This is a genomic window from Geomonas sp., assembly GCF_035254065.1.
Lineage (GTDB): Bacteria > Desulfobacterota > Desulfuromonadia > Geobacterales > Geobacteraceae > Geomonas.
The window spans coordinates 1-18,741 of the sequence record NZ_DATFBA010000318.1 but is presented as its reverse complement, the minus strand read 5'-3'; the positions used below and the strand labels follow the sequence as shown (position 1 = coordinate 18,741).

Annotated in this window: 18 protein-coding genes; 15 read left to right on the top strand and 3 right to left on the bottom strand. The window is 62.0% G+C overall.

All coding sequences use genetic code 11. From position 1 onward, the window contains the following. Nucleotides 1–155: 155 nt before the first annotated feature. The 4 genes from VJ604_RS14715 (at nucleotide 156) to VJ604_RS14700 (ending at nucleotide 4,902) form a co-directional block, all read left to right on the top strand. The gene (locus VJ604_RS14715; protein ID WP_324083758.1) at nucleotides 156–1,643 is read left to right on the top strand and encodes a TolC family protein; all 1,488 of its coding nucleotides are present in this window, start codon (nucleotides 156–158) and stop codon (nucleotides 1,641–1,643) included. A 12-nt stretch (nucleotides 1,644–1,655) separates the two neighbouring features. Then, entirely contained in the window at nucleotides 1,656–2,996 is a 1,341-nt protein-coding gene (locus tag VJ604_RS14710; RefSeq protein ID WP_324083755.1) for an MFS transporter, read from the top strand. Between the two features lie 213 nt (nucleotides 2,997–3,209). Then, nucleotides 3,210–4,019: a serine O-acetyltransferase gene (gene cysE / locus VJ604_RS14705; RefSeq protein WP_324083753.1), complete on the top strand. Its 810-nt coding sequence runs from the start codon at nucleotides 3,210–3,212 to the stop codon at nucleotides 4,017–4,019. A gap of 103 nt (nucleotides 4,020–4,122) precedes the next feature. Beyond that, on the top strand, nucleotides 4,123–4,902 hold the full coding sequence (locus VJ604_RS14700; RefSeq protein WP_324083751.1) for a tRNA threonylcarbamoyladenosine dehydratase: 780 nt from the start codon (nucleotides 4,123–4,125) through the stop codon (nucleotides 4,900–4,902). Nucleotides 4,903–5,022: 120 nt separating this feature from the next. Here VJ604_RS14700 and VJ604_RS14695 read toward each other — a convergent pair whose 3' ends face one another. From VJ604_RS14695 to VJ604_RS14685, 3 genes are all read right to left on the bottom strand, one after another. Next, nucleotides 5,023–5,970 carry a hypothetical protein gene (locus VJ604_RS14695; protein WP_324083749.1) on the bottom strand — a complete coding sequence of 316 codons (948 nt, stop codon included), beginning with the start codon at nucleotides 5,968–5,970 and terminating at the stop codon, nucleotides 5,023–5,025. Between the two features lie 51 nt (nucleotides 5,971–6,021). After that, nucleotides 6,022–6,462, bottom strand: coding sequence for a prepilin-type cleavage/methylation domain-containing protein (locus VJ604_RS14690; protein WP_324083747.1), 441 nt, complete (start codon nucleotides 6,460–6,462; stop codon nucleotides 6,022–6,024). Nucleotides 6,463–6,753: 291 nt separating this feature from the next. Further along, nucleotides 6,754–7,089 (bottom strand): phage holin family protein, encoded by a 336-nt coding sequence (locus VJ604_RS14685; protein ID WP_324083744.1) that lies wholly within the window; start codon nucleotides 7,087–7,089, stop codon nucleotides 6,754–6,756. Nucleotides 7,090–7,399: 310 nt separating this feature from the next. Here VJ604_RS14685 and iorA point away from each other — a divergent pair, with 310 nt between their 5' ends. The 11 genes from iorA to VJ604_RS14630 all read left to right on the top strand — a co-directional run. Then, entirely contained in the window at nucleotides 7,400–9,154 is a 1,755-nt protein-coding gene (gene iorA / locus VJ604_RS14680; protein WP_324083743.1) for an indolepyruvate ferredoxin oxidoreductase subunit alpha, read from the top strand. Next, nucleotides 9,151–9,732: an indolepyruvate oxidoreductase subunit beta gene (locus VJ604_RS14675; protein WP_324083741.1), complete on the top strand. Its 582-nt coding sequence runs from the start codon at nucleotides 9,151–9,153 to the stop codon at nucleotides 9,730–9,732. The genes iorA and VJ604_RS14675 overlap by 4 nt, the downstream gene beginning before the upstream one ends. Nucleotides 9,733–9,939: 207 nt before the next feature. Further along, entirely contained in the window at nucleotides 9,940–11,244 is a 1,305-nt protein-coding gene (locus VJ604_RS14670) for a phenylacetate--CoA ligase family protein (protein ID WP_324083739.1), read from the top strand. A gap of 114 nt (nucleotides 11,245–11,358) precedes the next feature. Beyond that, a complete protein-coding gene (locus VJ604_RS14665) occupies nucleotides 11,359–11,790 on the top strand; it encodes an ACT domain-containing protein (RefSeq protein WP_324083736.1) in 432 nt (143 codons plus the stop codon). A 183-nt stretch (nucleotides 11,791–11,973) separates the two neighbouring features. Next, entirely contained in the window at nucleotides 11,974–13,113 is a 1,140-nt protein-coding gene (locus tag VJ604_RS14660; protein ID WP_324083735.1) for an ABC transporter substrate-binding protein, read from the top strand. A gap of 18 nt (nucleotides 13,114–13,131) precedes the next feature. Beyond that, nucleotides 13,132–14,271 carry an ABC transporter substrate-binding protein gene (locus tag VJ604_RS14655; RefSeq protein WP_414652448.1) on the top strand — a complete coding sequence of 380 codons (1,140 nt, stop codon included), beginning with the start codon at nucleotides 13,132–13,134 and terminating at the stop codon, nucleotides 14,269–14,271. 25 nt (nucleotides 14,272–14,296) lie between these two features. Continuing rightward, on the top strand, nucleotides 14,297–15,181 hold the full coding sequence (locus tag VJ604_RS14650) for a branched-chain amino acid ABC transporter permease (protein ID WP_324083775.1): 885 nt from the start codon (nucleotides 14,297–14,299) through the stop codon (nucleotides 15,179–15,181). A gap of 10 nt (nucleotides 15,182–15,191) precedes the next feature. Next, on the top strand, nucleotides 15,192–16,145 hold the full coding sequence (locus VJ604_RS14645; protein WP_324083733.1) for a branched-chain amino acid ABC transporter permease: 954 nt from the start codon (nucleotides 15,192–15,194) through the stop codon (nucleotides 16,143–16,145). Continuing rightward, nucleotides 16,138–16,893 carry an ABC transporter ATP-binding protein gene (locus VJ604_RS14640; RefSeq protein WP_324083731.1) on the top strand — a complete coding sequence of 252 codons (756 nt, stop codon included), beginning with the start codon at nucleotides 16,138–16,140 and terminating at the stop codon, nucleotides 16,891–16,893. Before VJ604_RS14645 ends, VJ604_RS14640 begins: the two co-directional genes overlap by 8 nt. 6 nt (nucleotides 16,894–16,899) lie before the next feature. Further along, nucleotides 16,900–17,643, top strand: coding sequence for an ABC transporter ATP-binding protein (locus VJ604_RS14635; protein WP_324083729.1), 744 nt, complete (start codon nucleotides 16,900–16,902; stop codon nucleotides 17,641–17,643). 187 nt (nucleotides 17,644–17,830) lie between these two features. Continuing rightward, nucleotides 17,831–18,741 (top strand): phenylacetate--CoA ligase family protein (locus VJ604_RS14630; protein ID WP_324083727.1); only part of this gene is annotated, 911 nt, incomplete at its 3' end.

Below are 18,741 nucleotides of genomic sequence, written 5' to 3'. Positions count from 1 at the left end.
GGCGCCGGGAAGGCTTCCACGGCTAGTTGAATCCCTTTTATTCTTGCTGATCAACGATGAACTTCCGCTGCAGGTACCTTCTCCTTCAAGGAGAAGGACAGGATGAGGATGGGGTTGTTGTGACCGGTAGACGTATGGAAAGGAAACTGATGAAGATGACGAGAACTCTGACTGCCGCCGCGACCTCCTCTCTGCTGCTTGCCCTGGCAGCGCCCCTTTTCGCGCAGCAGGCTCCTCCGATCAACCTGACGGTGAACGAGGCCGTGAAGCTGGCCTTCGAGAGGAACCTCGACCTCAAGGTGGAACTCTTCAACCCCGCGATCGGCGAGGCGGACATCCAGAGGAGTCTCGGCATCTACGACCCGCAGCTGAACGCCGCTTTCAACTACAGCCGGAGCGTCTCCACCAACACCTTCGCCTTTATCCCCTTCCATAGCGATCTGTTCACCGGCAGCGCGGGGGTGAACCAGTTGCTCCCCACCGGCGGCACCATCGGGGCGAGCGCCAACAGCAGCTGGAGCAGCGCCGACGCGCTCAGCTACTTCACCAACGGCGCCACCATCAACGTCTCGCAGCCGCTGTTGAGAAACCGCGGCAAGGAGACCACCGAGCTGAACATCAACGTGGCCCGCTTCAGCAAGGAGGGTGCGCTCGACCGCTTCCGCACCAGGCTGAGCGACACGGTCGCCCAGGTGCGAAACGACTACTTCAAGCTCTACAACCTGCGCGAGAACCTCGCCGTGCAGAGGGAGGCGCTGGTTCTCGCCAACAAGATCCTCGACGAGACCCGCGGCAGGGTGAAGGCGGGGGTGCTTCCCGCCATGGAGATCCTGAGCGCCGAGTTCGGCTCGGCCACCCGGGAAAAGGCGGTGCTTGATGCCGAGCGGGCGGTGAAGGACCAGATGGACGTACTCAGGCTGGAACTCCAGCTGGAGCCTGGCCGCGACATCGTGCCGGTCGATGAGCCTGTCAAGGAGATGCTGCCGGTGGCGGAGGGGGAGGCCGTCGCTGCCGCACTCAAGAACCGTCCCGAACTGGCCGCCCAGCGCAGCACCGTGAAGATCAACGATCTCCAGCAGAGGGCTGCGCGCAACCGGACCCTCCCCGACCTCTCCATCGTCGCCAACTTCGGCTCGGTCGGCTACTCGCGCGACTTCCCCCACAGCATCGAGCACGCCTTGCATTTTGAGGGAGGACCGCTGTGGGGAGCGGGGCTCCAGTTCAGCTACCCGATCGGCAACCGCGCCGCCGAGAACGACTACATCAAGAGCAAATTGGCCCTGGAGCAGTCGCAGGCGCAGCTCCATAGCCAGGAATCCGGCATAATAAACGACGTCAAGGCCGCCATCCGGCTTTTGCAGACGAGCTACCTCCAGCTCGACGTCACCTCCCGCGGCAGGGCCTACGCGGCCGAGCGGCTGCGCGCCTTCCGCACCAAGAACTCGGTCGGCCTCGCCACCACCAAGGATGTCATCGACGTGGAAAACGACCTGGTGAGCGCGGAGGGGAACCAGATCCAGGCGGTGGTCGACTACAACAACGCCATCACCAACCTCTGGCACGTCACCGGCGTCCTGCTGGAAAAGCAGGGGATCAAGGTCACCGAGCAGGAGGCCGACCCCCTTTACCAGAGCGCCAAATAAGCGGGTGACCATATGAGCGGTGACAAACCGCAGGATAACGGGGCGCGGCGGTCGCAGGGACTGTTCCGCGCCCTTTCCTATAGAAACTACCGTCTCTTCTTCTTCGGCCAGAGCGTCTCGCTGATCGGCACCTGGATGCAGCAGGTCGCCATGAGCTGGCTGGTCTACCGGCTGACCGGCTCGGCGCTCCTTTTGGGGACGGTCGGCTTCACCAGCCAGATCCCCACCTTCGTGGTGTCGCCGCTGGCGGGGGTGCTGGCCGACCGCTGGGACCGTCGCCGGCTGCTGATCGCCACCCAGACGCTCGCCATGACCCAGGCCTTCGTCCTCTCCTGGTTCGTGCTCTCCGGCACCGTGCAGACCTGGCATATCATCGTGCTGAGCCTCATTTTGGGGGTGGTGAACGGCTTCGACATCCCCATCCGCCAGTCCTTCGTGATCGAGATGGTCGAGGAGAGGCACATCCTCTCCAATGCCATCGCCCTCAACTCCTCCATGGTGAACGCCGCCCGCCTGATCGGTCCCTCGGTGGCCGGTCTGCTGATCTCCGTGCTGGGGGAGGGGGCCTGCTTCCTGTTGAACGGGCTCAGCTACCTGGCGGTGCTCCTCTCCCTGGCCATGATGCGGATCGCCCCGCGTCACGTCGAGCACAAGCGGCGCTCGGTCCTCTACGAGCTACGGGAGGGGATAGGGTATGCCGTGAAATTCGCACCGATCCGTGCGCTCCTGATGCTGATGGCGCTGATCAGCCTGATGGGTATGCCCTACGCGGTCCTGATGCCGGTCTTCGCCAAAGACGTGCTGCACGGCGGCCCCCACACCTTCGGCTTTCTGATGGCATCGGCCGGGGTCGGCGCGCTGACCGGTACCGTCTATCTTGCCTCGCGCAAAAACGTGATAGGGCTGGGGCGGATCATCGTGCTGGCCTGCGCGCTGTTCGGGCTGGGGATCGCCGGCTTCGCCTTCTCTAAGACGCCGTGGCTGTCACTTATGCTGCTCTTGCCGGCCGGCTTCGGGGCCATGGTGCAGGTGGCGGCCAGCAACACCATCCTGCAGACCATCGTGGACGACGACAAGCGCGGACGGGTGATGAGCTTCTTCACCATGTCCTTCATGGGGATGACCCCCTTCGGCTCGCTGTTTGCCGGGGCGGTCGCCGCCCGCCTGGGGGCACCGATCACCGTGCAGGTCGGCGGCGTCGCCTGTCTGTGCGGGGCGCTGATCTTTTCCCGTGCGCTCCCCGGCCTGCGGGAGATGGTGCGCCCCATCTACGCGCGGCTGGGGATCGTTCCCGAGGTCGCCGCCGGCATCCAGAGCGCCTCCGAGATCACCGTCCCTCCCAAGGAACCGTAAAACTTCGCCGACCGCACAAGATCCGCTCCGCTTACCGATGCAGTTACCCCCTCTCCCCCAAGGGGGCGTGGGGGGGTAACTAAAGGGGAGTGACAGCGTGAGGAGGGGGATTTTGCTCCCAATTCTTGGAAGTTGCCTATTAACTCCGCGACAGATACAATGTGAAGAAACGCTACTACAGTAATCGGTACTTCTATGACTGTGGGGGACCCAGTGAACATACCTATCAAAGCAGGCAGCGATTCCGTCTGGCAGAGACTCCACCAGGAAGTGGTAGGGATGATGGAATCCGAGGCGATGCTCGCCAGTTATCTGTACCAGACGGTGCTCAATCACGATTCACTGGAGGCTTCGCTCTCCTTCCTGTTGGCCGCCAAGCTCGCCACCCCCTACCTCCTCGCCATGTCGCTTCGGGACGTGATAGCACAGGCTTTCGCGGCCGACCCCGGGATCGGGGAGGCGATCAGGCGGGACCTCTCTGCTGTCCTGGAACGCGATCCGGCCGCCCAGGGGCTTGCCCAGCCCTTCCTGCACTACAAGGGGTTCCACGCCCTGGAGTCGTACAGGGTGGCACACTGGCTCTGGAACAACAACCGCAAGCCGATGGCCTTCTTCCTGCAGAACCGCATCTCCGAGGTGTTCGCGGTGGACATCCATCCCGCCGCCAGGATGGGGAAGGGGATCCTGATCGACCACGGCACCAGCGTGGTGATCGGTGAAACGGCGGTGGTGGGGGACGACGTCTCCATGCTGCACGAGGTGACGCTGGGAGGGACCGGCAAGGAGAGCGGCGACCGCCACCCGAAGGTAGGCCATGGTGTACTGATCGGGGCCGGCGCCAAGGTGCTCGGCAATGTCAAGATCGGCGATTGCTCGAAGATCGCCTCCGGCAGCGTGGTCCTGCACGAGGTGCCGCCGCATGCCACGGTGGCCGGGGTGCCCGCCAAGATCGTGGGGCGCCCGTCAGCCGAGGAGCCGGCCCTGCAGATGGACCAGCAACTGGACAAGGACTTCGGGATGTAGGAGGCCGTCCACTTTCCTCTTCCAAGATCGGCCGCAGATATGCCATACTTCCCCTGATTCACCCGCCCGACGGGTGCCATTTACCCAACATCAAAGGAATTACATGTCACATCTGCACCGTTTTTCCCGTACCGAACTCCTCATCGGACCCGCCGGACTCAACACGCTGAAGAATTCCACCGTTGCCATCTTCGGGCTGGGTGGCGTAGGGAGCTACGCCGCCGAGGCGCTCTGCCGGGCCGGCGTCGGCCGCCTGGTCATCGTCGACTTCGACGACATCTGCCTCACCAACGTCAACCGTCAGCTGCACGCCATGGACGGCACCGTTGGCAAGGCCAAGGCCCTGGTGATGGCCGAGCGGATGCGTCTTATCAGCCCGCAAAGCGAGATCGTACCCTTCCAGGATTTCTACGCCGCCGAAAACTCCGAATTCCTGCTGGCCGACCATTACGATTACGTGGTGGACGCCATCGACCATATCACCAGCAAGCTCCACCTGATCAGGACCTGCCGGGAGCGGGGCATACCCATCATCTCCAGCATGGGAGCCGCCGCCAAGCTCGACCCCACCCTGATCAAGGTGGGGGACATCTCGCAGACCACCAAGTGCAGGATGGCGCGCTCGGTCAGGAAGCTCCTCAAGAAGCAGGGGATCGAAGACGGCGTGAAGGTGGTCTACTCCACCGAGGAATACCGCGAGCAGCAGATCAAGGACGGCGGCTGCAAGGGTAACTGCATCTGCCCCAACAAGGACGACCAGCGCTTCTCCTGCGAGCACCGCCGGGTCATCCTGGGGAGCGTATCCTTCATCCCCTCCATCTTCGGCCTCACCATGGCCGGCGTGGTGGTGAACGATCTGCTGAACGCCAAGGCTGCAAGCTAACCACAGCAGATCCGGCAGATCCGGCACTTGCCGCCCGGAATAACCGAGACACGAAAAAAGGGGGAGGTCCTGACCAGGATCTCCCCCTTCTTGTCTTTGCTGGTACGGCTGGCAGTGCCGCTATTTGAGCAGCGGACGCAGTCCCCGGTACTTCTGGGCCCCGATGCTGAGCGCCGCCATCAGCTCCTGCGGCAGACCGGACTTGAACTCGTTGCAGGCTGCCTTGTAGCCGTTGTCCGCCTTGGTGAGCGAGTCGTTGAAGGCGGGGAGGGAGTTGCCGGGAGTGAGCGCCAAGGTGCGCATCTTGGCGGAGGCAGCCTCCAGGCGGCCGAGCTTGTCGTTGCACTCCTTGAACTTGGCCGGCTGCTCTGCGATCTTCTCCTTGGTGGCATCTATCTTCAGCTTGATCTGGTTCAGGTCCCGGTCATCGTCCAGGGTCGGCCGCGGGTTGTAAGGCTGCCCGGCATCGGTCTTCGCCTTCCAGTCGGCGGCGATTTTCTGGCAGACGACGCGGCTTCGGTCCGCCGTGACCTGGATGCCGTAGGCGGCGATGACGAAGTTGTTGACGTAAGCACTCTCCGCCCTCTTTTTCATGTAGATGGAGGCACCGGCTGCGGTCGCCGCAACCAGGATCAGCACCGTCAACACCAGGACGGGAAGCTTGCGGTTCACCTTTACCTTGGCGAAGCTGACCTTGGCGGGGGCCTCCTGGCTCATGGCTGCTTCCAGCGTCGGCAGGGTCATGCTGGACTTGCGCTTTTTGAAGGGGCTGGAACTGATCTTGACCTTGGCAACTTTCCTGCGCAGCGGTTTTTTGCTGAGGCTTACCACCAGGTACCCCGGGAAGGGAAGGCCGCAGCTTGGGCAGTGCATCTGCGGCCCGAGCTGACCGCCGCAGGACGCGCAGGAAACCTCACCGGTCTTCCTGAGCGCCCGCCCGCCAAAGGATTCGGGGTGGACGTAGAAAGTGGCATTGCAGGCAGGGCAGGAGGCGGAGGAGCCTTCCTCGGCGACCTCGGGGAGGTCGACCTCGATGTGTGCCTGGCATTTGGGGCAGTTGCAGGTCATAAAATGGTACCTTCTGGTTGAAGATTAGTCAGGGACGGCGGTAGCGGTTGGTTAATCAGCGGCCATGTACGCGTTGCCCATCCCCATGAATCCGCCGTCGCCGGCGCGCAGGATGTCGTCTTGGGCCCTGGGGTCGCCGATGTACTCATCGGTCTGGCCGTTGGCTCCTACGCAATAGAGGTCGAAATCACTATTGAGGGTCTGGACGTGGTCGGTGCGGGCACCCCCGGTGCCGTTGCGGATGATGTTGTAGTAGCCGTAGTCGTTACCCCAGGGGTCCTTGGTCGCGCCGAGGTTTAGCTGATCGAGTCCGGTGGGATATGAACCGCCGTTGTCGATGGAAAAAGCGTAGATGATCTTCTCGATCGAACGGAGTTCGCTGGCAGTTCCCGCGCTTCGTGCTTTGTTTTTGAAGTCCACGTAGGCGGGGATAGCTATCGCAGCCAAGGCAGCTATGATCAGCAGGACTATGAAAACTTCGACGATAGTCATGCCCCGTTGATCCATGCGCGGAAACATCCGCCTCGTGGAGGAAAACAGTGCGGAGAGGTTCTTTATCTTTACCTGACCCATTCGGCCCTTCTTTTGTTGGACTGGAGATTTGGCGTCTCGTCTTCTGAGTTCCGTTGACACAGTTCCCTTTTCGCCAGCTAGCAAGGGAAGGGGCGATTGAGAGCGGGTTAACAATCCGGATAAGCTGGCACACTATAAAACAGTTTTCTTTGTCTTGCAATGACCAAAACTGGGTAATTTGCGCGTGTTACAGGCAGGGGAAACCGTTCTTTAGAAAATAACCACCCCCAGCAGGTAGTTGATGATGGCCAATACCAGGCTGAACAGCAGGGCCCACCAGAAGCCCGCCACCTGGAAGCCCGGCACGAGGGCGCTGGTGAGCATGATCAATAGGGCGTTTATCACGAAGGTGAGCAGCCCCAGGGTGAGGATGTTGAGCGGGAGCGTCAGAAACAGCAGCAGCGGCTTGATAAAGGTATTCACCAGCCCCAGTACCAGGGCGGTTACCAGCGCCGCGAAGAATCCGGCCAGCCGGACTCCGGGAAGCAGATAGGCGGTGATGACGATGGCAAGGGCCCTGATCAGCCAGTGAACTAAGAAGCTCATGCTGTATCCTCCTGTGGTACTCCAGTCGTGTTACAGCACCAGTATACTCCAAACTCTTCAGCTGCGGCATCACAGGCTCCCTTTCCCCGACGCTTACAGCCCTCCTCTCAGCACACTCCTCGACAGGTTCAGGACGAACGGAATTATGAGTTGGCAGTGCTGAGTTTGGCAATACGAAACCCTGGTTCTCTGTCATGGAAAAGTGCGCAGTTGGATTAACGATGTTCTATGAACGGTTGACAGTTTACGTAGTTGTCTAGTATATTTCGCCGACTCACCAAACAGATCCCGTTAGGAAAATAGGTACCACATGAAGGAAATTCTTTCAGGCAATGAGGCCATTGCCCGGGGCGCTTACGAGGCGGGAGCGAAGGTTGCCTGCGCCTACCCGGGAACACCGTCCACCGAGATACTCGAGAACATCATCCGCTACCCCGAGATCAACGCCTCTTGGGCGACCAACGAGAAGGTCGCGCTCGAAGTGGGGATCGGCTCCTCGTTTGGCGGCGCCCGTTCGATCGTCACCATGAAGCACGTGGGGGTGAACGTCGCGGCCGACCCGCTCTTCACCCTGTCCTATACCGGCGTCAACGGCGGCCTGGTGCTGGTCACCGCCGACGACCCGGAGCTGCACTCGTCCCAGAACGAGCAGGACAACCGCAACTACGCCAAATTCGCCAAGGTGCCGATGCTGGAGCCCTCCGATTCCCAGGAGTGCCTGGACTTCACCAAGCTCGCCTTCGAACTTTCCGAGCGCTACGACACGCCGGTCATGCTGCGCACCACCACCCGCATCTCGCACAGCAAATCGGTGGTGCAGCTCTCCGACCGGATCACCGGCCTTCCCGAGCCCAAGCTGGTGAAGAACCCGGCCAAGTACGTGATGCTGCCGGGCAACGCCCGCGGGCGCCACTACGTGGTCGAGGAGCGCATCGTCAACCTCTCCAAGGACGGCTGCCAGATGCCGATCAACCGGCTGGAGATGCGCTCTGAGAAGATCGGCATCATCACCGCCGGCGTCAGCTACCAGTACGTCCGCGAAGTGCTTCCCGATGCCTCCGTCTTGAAACTGGGCATGGTCTATCCGCTCCCCTTCGAGCTGATCCGCCAGTTTGCGTCAAAGGTGGAGAAGCTCTACGTGGTGGAGGAACTCGACCCCTTCATCGAGGAGCAGGTGAAGGCTGCCGGCATCCAGGTGACCGGCAAGGAGATCCTCTCCCTGTGCGGCGAGCTGACCCCGGGCAGGATCCGGGCCGGCTTCGACCTCCCCCAGGCTGAGCAGGTCACCCCGGAGAAGCTTCCGGGCCGTCCCCCCAACATGTGCCCCGGCTGCCCGCACCGCGGGGTCTTCTATTCGTTGAACAAGCTGAAGGCCTACGTTTCCGGCGACATCGGCTGCTACACGCTCGGCTTCATGCCGCCGCTCTCCGCCATGGACACCTGCATCTGCATGGGGGCCTCCATCGGCATGGCGACCGGCGCCGTCAAGGTCCTCCCCCCCGAGGAGAGGAAGAAAGTGGTGGCCGTCATCGGCGACTCCACCTTCCTGCACACCGGCGTCAACGGCCTGATGGACATGGTCTACAACAAGGGCGCCGCCACCGTCATCATCCTGGACAACCGGATCACCGCCATGACCGGGCGCCAGGACAACCCCGCCTCCGGGCACACCTTGATGAACGACCCGTCCCAGGCGGTCGACCTGCACATGCTCTGCAAGGCGATCGGCGTGAAACACGTGCGCGGCATCAACCCCCACGACCTGGATGAGTGCGAGAAGGTGATTGCCGAGGAGATGGAGCGTGACGAGACCTCGGTGATCATCACCAACCAGCCGTGCGTGCTGATCAAGAGGGAAGGGGTCTTCACCAAGGGCGCGACCCTGGAGGTCCAGGTCGATTCCTGCACCGGCTGCCGCGCCTGCCTGAAGATCGGCTGCCCCGCCATCCAGTGGGTCCCCGGCGAAGGGAAGAAAGGGAAGGCCCACATTGACCCGCTCCTTTGCAACGGGTGCGAGGTCTGCAGCCAGCTGTGCAAGTTCCACGCGATCCAGGAGGCGAAATGAGCGACAAGGTAACCAACATACTCCTGGTGGGGGTAGGCGGGCAGGGGATCCTGCTGGCCGCCGAAATTCTCTCCGAGACCTGCATGCTGGCAGGGTTCGACGTCAAGAAGAGCGAGATCCACGGCATGTCGCAGCGCGGCGGCTCGGTGGTCTCCCACGTCCGTTACGGCAAGGAAGTCTTCTCCCCCATCGTTCCGGAAGGGGAGGGGGACATCCTGTTCGGCTTCGAGCTGATGGAGAGCTACCGCTCCCTGCCGCTGCTTCGTGAAGGGGCGACCGTGATCGCCAACGACCTCTGCATCCCGCCCCCCTCCGTGCTGATGGGGCAGGAGACCTATCCCGCCGATCTCCCCGGCAAGATCGCCCTGCGCTTCCCCGACTTCATCCTGGTGGACGGCCAGAAGCTTGCCATCGAGGCGGGCAACGCCCGGGCCGCCAACACCGTGCTGCTGGGGGCGGTATCCAAGCGGATGCAGATCGAGGAGCAGTACTGGCTGGAAGCGATCGAGAGGATGGTTCCCAAGAAGGCCCTGGCGGTGAACCTGAAGGCGTTCGAGGTGGGCAGGTCGCTCGCTTAATAGAAAGATACACAAGCAGAAAAGCATGACCCAGAGGACACAGAGGAGAAACCGTCACAGAGGTCACAGAGGTCACAGAGGAAAGGCTTTGGGGTTAAACCAAAGATACAAGATTTTCCTCCGAGTCCTCTCTGTAGTTAACCTCTGTGCCCTCTGTGGTAAGGCTTTCAGCCTTTGTTGTTTGCGAATCTGATTGGAGGAGTCCACATGTTCTTCAACGAGGAGTTTGAAACCCTGCCGAGGGAGGCGATCGAGGCGCTGCAGCTCAAAAGGCTGAAGTCGATGGTCGCCCGGGTCGAAGCGAACGTCCCCTTCTACAAGGAGTCCCTCGCCAAGGCCGGCATCACCGCCGACTCCATAAAATCCCTCGCCGATCTGCGCCGGCTCCCCTTCACCTACAAGCAGGACATGCGCGACTCCTACCCGTACCGGATGTTCGCGGTGCCGATGGAGGACATCGTCCGCATCCACGCCTCCTCCGGCACGACCGGCAAACCGACGGTGGTCGGCTACACCCAGAAGGACATCGACAACTGGAGCGAGCTGATGGCCCGCTCCTTCGTAGCGGCCGGCGTCCACAAGGGTGACATCATCCACAACTCCTACGGCTACGGTCTCTTCACCGGCGGCCTGGGCGCCCACTACGGCGCCGAGAAGCTGGGCGCCTCCGTCATCCCGATGTCCGGGGGGAACACCAAGAAGCAGATCATGATCATGCAGGACTTCGGGTCCACCGTACTTACCTGCACACCCTCCTACTCGCTGTTCATGGCGGAGGCCGCCAGGGAAGAGGGGATCGACTTCAAGGAACTGAAGCTCAGGGTCGGCATCTTCGGCGCCGAGCCCTGGTCCGAGGCGATGCGTGCCGACATCGAGGGGAAGCTGAACCTCTCCGCCGTCGACATCTACGGCCTTTCCGAGATCATGGGACCCGGCGTCGCCATCGAGTGCTGCGAGGCGAAGAAGGGGCTCCACATCTGGGAGGACCACTTCATCCCCGAGATCATCGACCCCGATACCGGTGAGGTCCTGGAACCGGGCCAGAAGGGCGAACTGGTGATCACTACCATCACCAAGGAAGGGATCCCGCTTATCCGCTACCGGACCCGGGACATCACTTCGCTGACCTACGAGCCGTGCGTCTGCGGCAGGACCCACGCCCGCATCGCGCGCATGAGCGGCCGAAGCGACGACATGCTGATCATCCGCGGCGTGAACGTCTTCCCGTCCCAGATCGAATCCATCCTGATGGGCGTGGAAGGGGTGGAGCCTCACTACGTGCTGATCGTCGACCGCAAGGACAACCTCGACACCCTGGAAGTCCAGGTCGAGGTGGGCGAGGACATCTTCTCCGACGAGATCAAGCACCTGCAGGCGCTCTCCTTCAAGATCGAGAAGCAGATCAAGGAGATGCTGGGGGTCACCTGCCGGGTAAGGCTGGTCGAGCCGAAGAGCATCACCCGCAGCGAAGGAAAGGCCAAGAGGGTCATCGACAACCGCCCGAAACCCTAGTTTTTCTTTTCAATAATTACGTCCGACAGCCCCTCTCCCGGAGGGGGAGGGTTAGGGAGGGGGAGCTGCCGCCTGCTCCGCCACCAATGCTGAATACTTCAAGGGGGACCATACATGCACGTCGAACAGATCTCCATTTTCATCGAAAACAAGTTTGGCAGGCTGGCTGAAGTCACCCGCATCCTCGGTGACGCCGGCATCAACATCCGCACCCTGTCCCTCGCGGACACCTCCGATTTCGGCATCCTGCGCCTGATCGTGAACGACACGGAAAAGGCCAGGGCCGTGCTGAAGGAGAAGGGTTTCACCGTCAGCAAAACCGAGGTGGTGGCGGTCGAGATTCCGGACCGTCCCGGCGGGCTGGCCGACATCCTCCAGGTGCTCGACCAGGACGGCATCAACGTCGAGTACATGTACGCCTTCGTCGAGCGCTGCGGCGGGAACGCGGTGATGATCTTCCGCTTCGACGAGACCCAGAAGGCGATCGCCACCCTGGCCGGCAAGGGCTTCAACGTGCTACCCGGCGAGCGGCTGTACTGCATGTAGGGTCTGTTTCCCCTCTGCCGACTCTCCCTCTCCCTGCGGGAGAGGGGACTTAAAACAGGTGGAGAGGCTGTCGTAGATAGTGTTGTCCCGGATCTTTTCCATCCCTTCTCTGATCATCTTTCAATCGTGAAAGACCGCAGAGAGGGAATGTCTTTGTAGTTGCAATCAAAAGGGGGCTTGTCTATGAGGAAGTTGTTCGCTGTTGTCAGTACCATGATGGTTTTCTGCTTTGCCGGCACCGCGCTGGCAGCGGCTCCGGTCAAGATCGGGGCTCTCTTCTCGGTAACCGGCCCGGCATCGTTCCTGGGCGAGCCTGAGAAGAACACCCTCGAGCTGCTGGTCAAGGAAGCCAACGCCAAGGGTGGCATCAAGGGGACCAAGGTCGAACTGGTGGTCTACGACACCGGCGGCGACGTCACCAAGGCGGTCCAGCTCACCAACAAGCTGATCAAGAACGACCACGTCTCCGCCATCATCGGACCTTCCACCACCGGCGAGACCATGGCCATCATCCCGATCGCCGAGAAGGAGCAGATCCCGCTGATCTCCTGCGCCGCCGGCATCAAGATCACCGATCCCGTCAAGAAATGGGTCTTCAAGACGCCGGCCAACGACCACGTGGCCGCCGAGAAGATCCTCCTGGAGGCCAAGAAGCTCAAGCAGAAGAACCTCGCCCTGATCACGGTCTCCGACGCCTTCGGCGCCTCCGGTCGCGAACAGCTCAAGGCAATGGCGGCCAAGCACGGCTTCAAGATCGTCGCCGACGAGGTCTACTCCCCGAAAGACACGGACATGACCGCCCAGCTCACCAAGATCAAGGCGGCCAAGCCGGATGCCATCATCTGCTGGGGCACCAACCCGGGCCCCGCGGTCATCACCCGTAACATGCAGCAGCTCGGCATCAAGACCCAGCTCTACCAGAGCCACGGCGTCGCCTCCAAGAAGTTCATCGAACTGGCCACCCCCGACGCAGCCCAGGGGATCATGCTCCCGGCCGGCAAGCTCGCCGTCTACAACCTGCTTCCCAAGAACGATCCCCAGTACAAACTGCTGAAGGGGTACGTGGATTCCTACAAGAAAGCCTACGGCGCCGAGCCCTCCACCTTCGGCGGTTACGCCTTCGACGGCTTCGAGCTGATCTCCAACGCCGTCGCCAAGGGTGCGGCGACCCCCGCACAGATCCGCGATGCCATCGAGAAGGAAGGGAAGGTGGTCGGTATCTCCGGCATCTTCAAGATCACCCCGGCCGACCACAACGGCCTCGACCTCTCCGCCTTTGAAATGGTCCGCATCGACAAGGGCACCTGGGCAATCGTGCACTAACATCGAAAGGGGAACTCCGTGAAAAAACAGATCATTGCAGCTTTCGTCTCATTCTCCGTATTCTGCCTGTCGACGGCCGCCCTGGCTGCCGCACCGATCAAGATCGGCGCGCTCTTCTCGGTGACCGGCCCCGCCTCCTTCCTGGGGGAGCCGGAGCGTAACTCCGCCAAGATGGTGGTCGACGAGATCAACAAGGCCGGCGGCGTGAAAGGGCACCAGCTCGAACTGATCACCTATGACACCACCGGCGACGCCACCAAGGCCGTCCAGCTGGCCAACAAGCTCATCAAGGACGACCACGTGGTCGCCATCATCGGACCGTCCACCTCGGGCGAAACCATGGCGGTCATCCCGGTTGTCGAAAAGGCGCACGTCCCGCTGATCTCCTGCGCCGCTGCCCTCAAGATCACCGAGCCCGTCAAGTCCTGGGTGTTCAAGACCGCCCAAAACGACACCCTCGCCGTTGACAGGATCTACGAGCAGCTCAGGAAAGAGAAGAAGACCAAGGTCGCTATTCTCACCGTCTCGGACGCTTTCGGCTCCTCCGGGCGCGAGCAGCTCAAGGCCGAGGCTGGTCGTTACGGCATCCAAATCCTTTCCGACGACACCTACGGTCCGAAGGATACCGATATGACCGCCCAGCTCACCAAGATCCGTGCCTCCCAGGCCCAGGCCGTCATTTGCTGGGGCACCAACCCCGGCCCGGCCGTGGTGGCCAGGAACGCCAAACAGCTCGGGCTGACTATCCCGCTCTACATGAGCCACGGCGTCTCCTCCAAGAAGTTCATCGATCTGGCCGGCGACGCGGCTGAAGGCATCCGCCTGCCGTCCGGCAAGGTCCTTGTGGCCGACCTGCTGCCCAAGAGCGATCACCAGAAGGCGTCGCTGATCTCCTTCAAAAGGGATTACCAGCACCACTACAACGCCGACGGCGATCACTTCGGCGGCCATGCCTGGGATGCGGTCATGCTGCTCAAGGGCGCCATCGAGAGAGGGGCGGACAACCCGACCTCCATCCGCAACCAGCTGGAGGCTACCCGCCACTTCGCCGGCATCGGCGGCGTCTTCAACTACTCCGCCAAAGACCACGCCGGCCTGACCAAGGACGCCTTTGTGCTGGTCGAAGTGAAGAACAAGAACTGGACTCTGGTAAAGTAAGGACCGGCTTGGGCCGGTGAAGAGGATTCATCTTTTGAACGAAACGATGCAGTACATCATCTCAGGGCTCGCCACCGGTGCCATTTATGCCCTGATCGGTCTCAGCTTTGCCATCATCTACAACTCGACCGGCATCATAAACTTCGCCCAGGGTGAATTCGTCATGCTGGGCGGAGTGCTGACCATCTTCTCCATCAACGCCTTCCATCTTCCCATCCTCCTCGCCGTCGTTGCCGCCGTTGCCGGCACGACGGTGGTGGGGGTGGCCTTCGAGCGCTTCGCCATCAAGCCCCTCAAGAATGCCACCCCGCTTGCCCTCATCATCATCACCATCGGCGCGAGCATCCTGATCCGCGGCGTGGTCATGCTCTTGTGGGGGAAGGATACCCAGGCGCTGCCTCCTTTCTCCGGCAACGACCCGATCAACGTCGCCGGCGCCACGCTGCTTCCCCAGCACCTCTGGATATTCGGCGTGACGCTGCTGGTTTTGGCCGTGAACCGCCTTTTCTTCTACCACACCATCACCGGCAAGGCGATGCGCGCCTGCTCCTTCAACCGCAAGGCAGCCAACCTGGTCGGCATCAGCGTGGGACGGATGGTGCTCCTCTCTTTCGTGATCAGCTCCGCGCTCGGCTCCCTGGCCGGCGTCATCATCGCCCCGCTCACCATGACCGCCTATGACGTCGGCATCATGCTGGGGCTGAAAGGTTTCTGCGCCGCCATCATGGGCGGGATGGGGAGCGGCTTCGGTACCGTGCTGGGCGGCCTCATCCTGGGCACCCTGGAATCGCTGGGCGCCGGACTCATCTCCTCCGGATACAAGGACGCCATCGCCTTCTTGATCCTGCTGCTGATCCTTTTCATCCGCCCGCAGGGGCTTTTCAAGAAGGGCGAGACGGAGAGGGTGTAAAACGATATCTATGAAATCTGACAAGCTGAAATTCCTCATCTTTTGCGTGGTCGTTCTCCTGGCACCACTGCCTTTGAGCGGCGGCTACCTGTCCAACGTGCTGATCTTCGTCGGCATCCACAGCATGCTGGCGCTGGGGCTCAACCTGCTGCTGGGCTACGCCGGCCAGATCTCGCTCGGGCAGGCCGCCTTCTTCGGCCTGGGGGCCTACGGCTCCGGCATCCTCACCACTCATTTCGGGATGAACCCCTGGCTCGCCATGGTGGTGGTGGCCGTCTGCGTCTCGGTATTCGCCTTCGCCATAGGATTCCCGGTCCTGCGCCTGAAGGGGCATTACCTGGCCATGGCTACCCTCGGTGTCGGCGTCATCGCCAACATCGCCTTCAACGAGACGGTCGATTTGACCGGTGGTCCTTCCGGGCTCTCCGGCATCCCCCAACTCTCCATCGGGAGCTTCACCTTCGACTCCGACCTGAAGAACTACTACCTGGTCTGGAGCTTCGCCCTGATCGTCATCCTGCTCTCCCTGAACCTGGTCAACTCCCGGTTCGGGCGCGGCTTGCGCGCGATCCACGACTCGGAGGTAGCGGCACGGGTGATGGGGGTCAACGCCAGGATCATGAAGGTGCAGGTCTTCACGCTCTCCGCACTGATCTCCGCGCTGGCAGGGAGCCTCTACTGCCACGTGATGACCTTCATCTCGCCGGCCTCCTTCAGCTTCCCGGTTTCCGTGGAACTGCTGACCATGGTGGTCATCGGCGGTCTCGGCAGTATTTACGGCTCGATCCTGGGGGCCCTGCTTTTGACCCTGCTTCCCGAGATGCTGCGCGCGTTCCAGGACTTCGACATCGTCGTCTACGGGCTTTTGCTCATCTCGATGACCATCTACCTCCCCGGCGGCCTGGTGCGCGGGATTCCCGCACTGATCCGGCGCGTGGCGCCGGCAAGGGGGAGCAATGCTTAAGCTCGACGGCATAGGAAAGCGTTTCGGCGGGCTCACCGCCCTGGAGGGGATCTCCTTCAACGTGACCAAGGGGGCCATCACCGGCATCATCGGTCCCAACGGCGCAGGGAAGACCACCTTGTTCAACGTGGCGACCGGCATCTACGCCCCCTCGCAGGGCGCGGTGCTTTTGGAGGGGAAGAACATCTCCGCCTTCCCGCCCGAAAAGCGCGCACGCCTCGGCCTGGTGCGGACCTTCCAGAACATCGAGCTGTTCGGCAAGATGACCGTGCTGGAGAACGTCATGGTCGGGCTGCACACCCAAAGCAAAAGCGGGCTCTTCTCCTGTGCGTTCAGGATGCCCTGGCAGATGAGCGAGGAGCGCAGGATCAGGGAGACCGCCCTCAAGTGGCTCGATTTCGTGGGGATTCCGGAGCTTGCCGAGGTGGAGGCGGGTACGCTCTCCTTCGGGAAGGGGAGGCTGCTGGAGATCGCGCGCGCCATGGCGCTGGAACCCAAGCTCCTCTTGATGGATGAGCCCGCAGCGGGGCTCAACAGCCGGGAAACCGCCGAGCTGGCCGAACTGATCAAGCGCATCCGGGACCTCGGCATCACCGTGGCGCTGGTCGAGCACGACATGGACCTGGTGATGGACATCTGCGACAACCTGGTGGTCCTGAACCTGGGCACCATGCTGGCAGAGGGGACGCCAAGGGAGATCCAGGACAACCCGGCAGTGGTCACCGCATACCTGGGCGAGGCGGAGTAACGCGAAATGCTTAAGATAAAGAACCTGAACACCTACTACGGCAAGGTCCATGCCCTCAAAAACGTCTCCCTGCACCTCAACCAGGGGGAGATCGTCACCCTGATCGGCGCGAACGGCGCCGGCAAGACCACGCTTCTCAACACGCTTTCCGCCATCATCCCGGCCGCTAGCGGCGACATCCTCCTGGAGGGGAAGCCGGTGACCGGCCTCGCGGCGGACCGGATGGTGTCTCTCGGGCTCTCCCAGGTCCCCGAGGGAAGGCAGGTCTTCAACCCCTTGAGCGTCGAGGAGAACCTTGAGCTGGGAGCCTACCTGCGCTACCGCGCCCGGGGGCAGCGGGCAGAGATAGCTGCCGACCTGGAGCGGATGTTCCAGATGTTCCCGCGCCTCAAGGAGCGCAGGCGCCAGGCGGCGGGCACCCTGTCCGGCGGAGAGCAGCAGATGCTGGCCATGAGCCGTGCCCTGATGGCCCGTCCCAGGCTCCTGCTGCTCGACGAGCCTTCCATGGGGCTTGCACCGCTCATCGTGCAGGAGATCTTCAAGGTGATCGAACGGCTCAGAAGCGAGGAGGGGACCACCATACTCCTGGTCGAGCAAAACGCCCGCGCCGCCCTCAAGGTCGCCGACCGTGGCTATGTCCTGGAGACCGGTAAAGTAATTCTTGAAGGGATGGCCTCCGAGCTCCTGGAAAACAAGGACGTGCAGCGGGCGTACCTGGGACGGGACAAGAAGGAGATTTGGGAGCGGTAACGTATTATTCCCCCTCGCCCCCTCGGGGTGAGGGCAGGGGTGAGGGCGGGACTTTTCTGCTTCGTGAGGCACCCTCACCCGGCCTTCGGCCACCCTCTCCCCCAAAGGGGCGAGGTGATGATGACAGTTCATTGCTGTCTCCGTGTCTTCGTGGCAAATTTCTGGTTTTTACTTACGAGGTAACGCTATGCAGATTTGGGATCCCGATTACGAATGCATGCCGCGCGAGGAGATCGAGCAGCTCCAGCTCGAACGGCTGCAGGCCACGCTCAACCGCGTCTATAAGAACGTCACCTGCTACCGCAACAAGTTCAAGGAGCTGGGTATCGTCCCCGAGGACGTCCAGTCCCTGGCCGACCTCTCCAAGCTTCCCTTCACCACCAAGGAAGACCTTCGCCTCAACTACCCCTACGGCATGTTCGCGGTGCCGCTGCGCGAGGTGGTCCGCATCCATTCCTCCTCCGGCACCACCGGCAAGCCCACCGTGGTCGGCTATACCAAACACGACATCAAGGTCTGGTCCAACCTGGTGGCGCGCTTCATGACCGCCGCCGGCGTCTCGCACGACGACGTGGTGCAGATCGCCTTCGGCTACGGTCTCTTCACCGGCGCCTTCGGCCTGCACTACGGCTCCGAGCTGATCGGCGCCTCGGTCATCCCGATGGGTGCCGGCAACACCGAAAAGCAGATCATGATCATGCAGGACTACCGGACCACCGCGCTGGTTTCCACCCCCAGCTACGCGGTAACCATCGCGGAGCGGATGGAGAAGATGGGGATCGACCCTAAGAGTCTCCTCCTCAAGGTGGGTCTGTTCGGCGGCGAGCCTTGGTCGGAGTCGATGCGCCGGGAGATCGAGACACGCCTCGGCATCTCCGCCACCGACAACTACGGGCTCTCCGAGGTTATCGGGCCGGGCGTGGCCGGCGAGTGCCAGTGTAAATGCGGCATGCACATCTCCGAGGATTCCTTCCTTGCCGAGATCATCGATCCGGAGACCGGCGAGACGCTGCCTCCCGGCAGCGTGGGCGAACTGGTGCTGACCTCCCTCAACAAGGAGGCCTTCCCGATGGTCCGCTACCGGACCCGCGACATCAC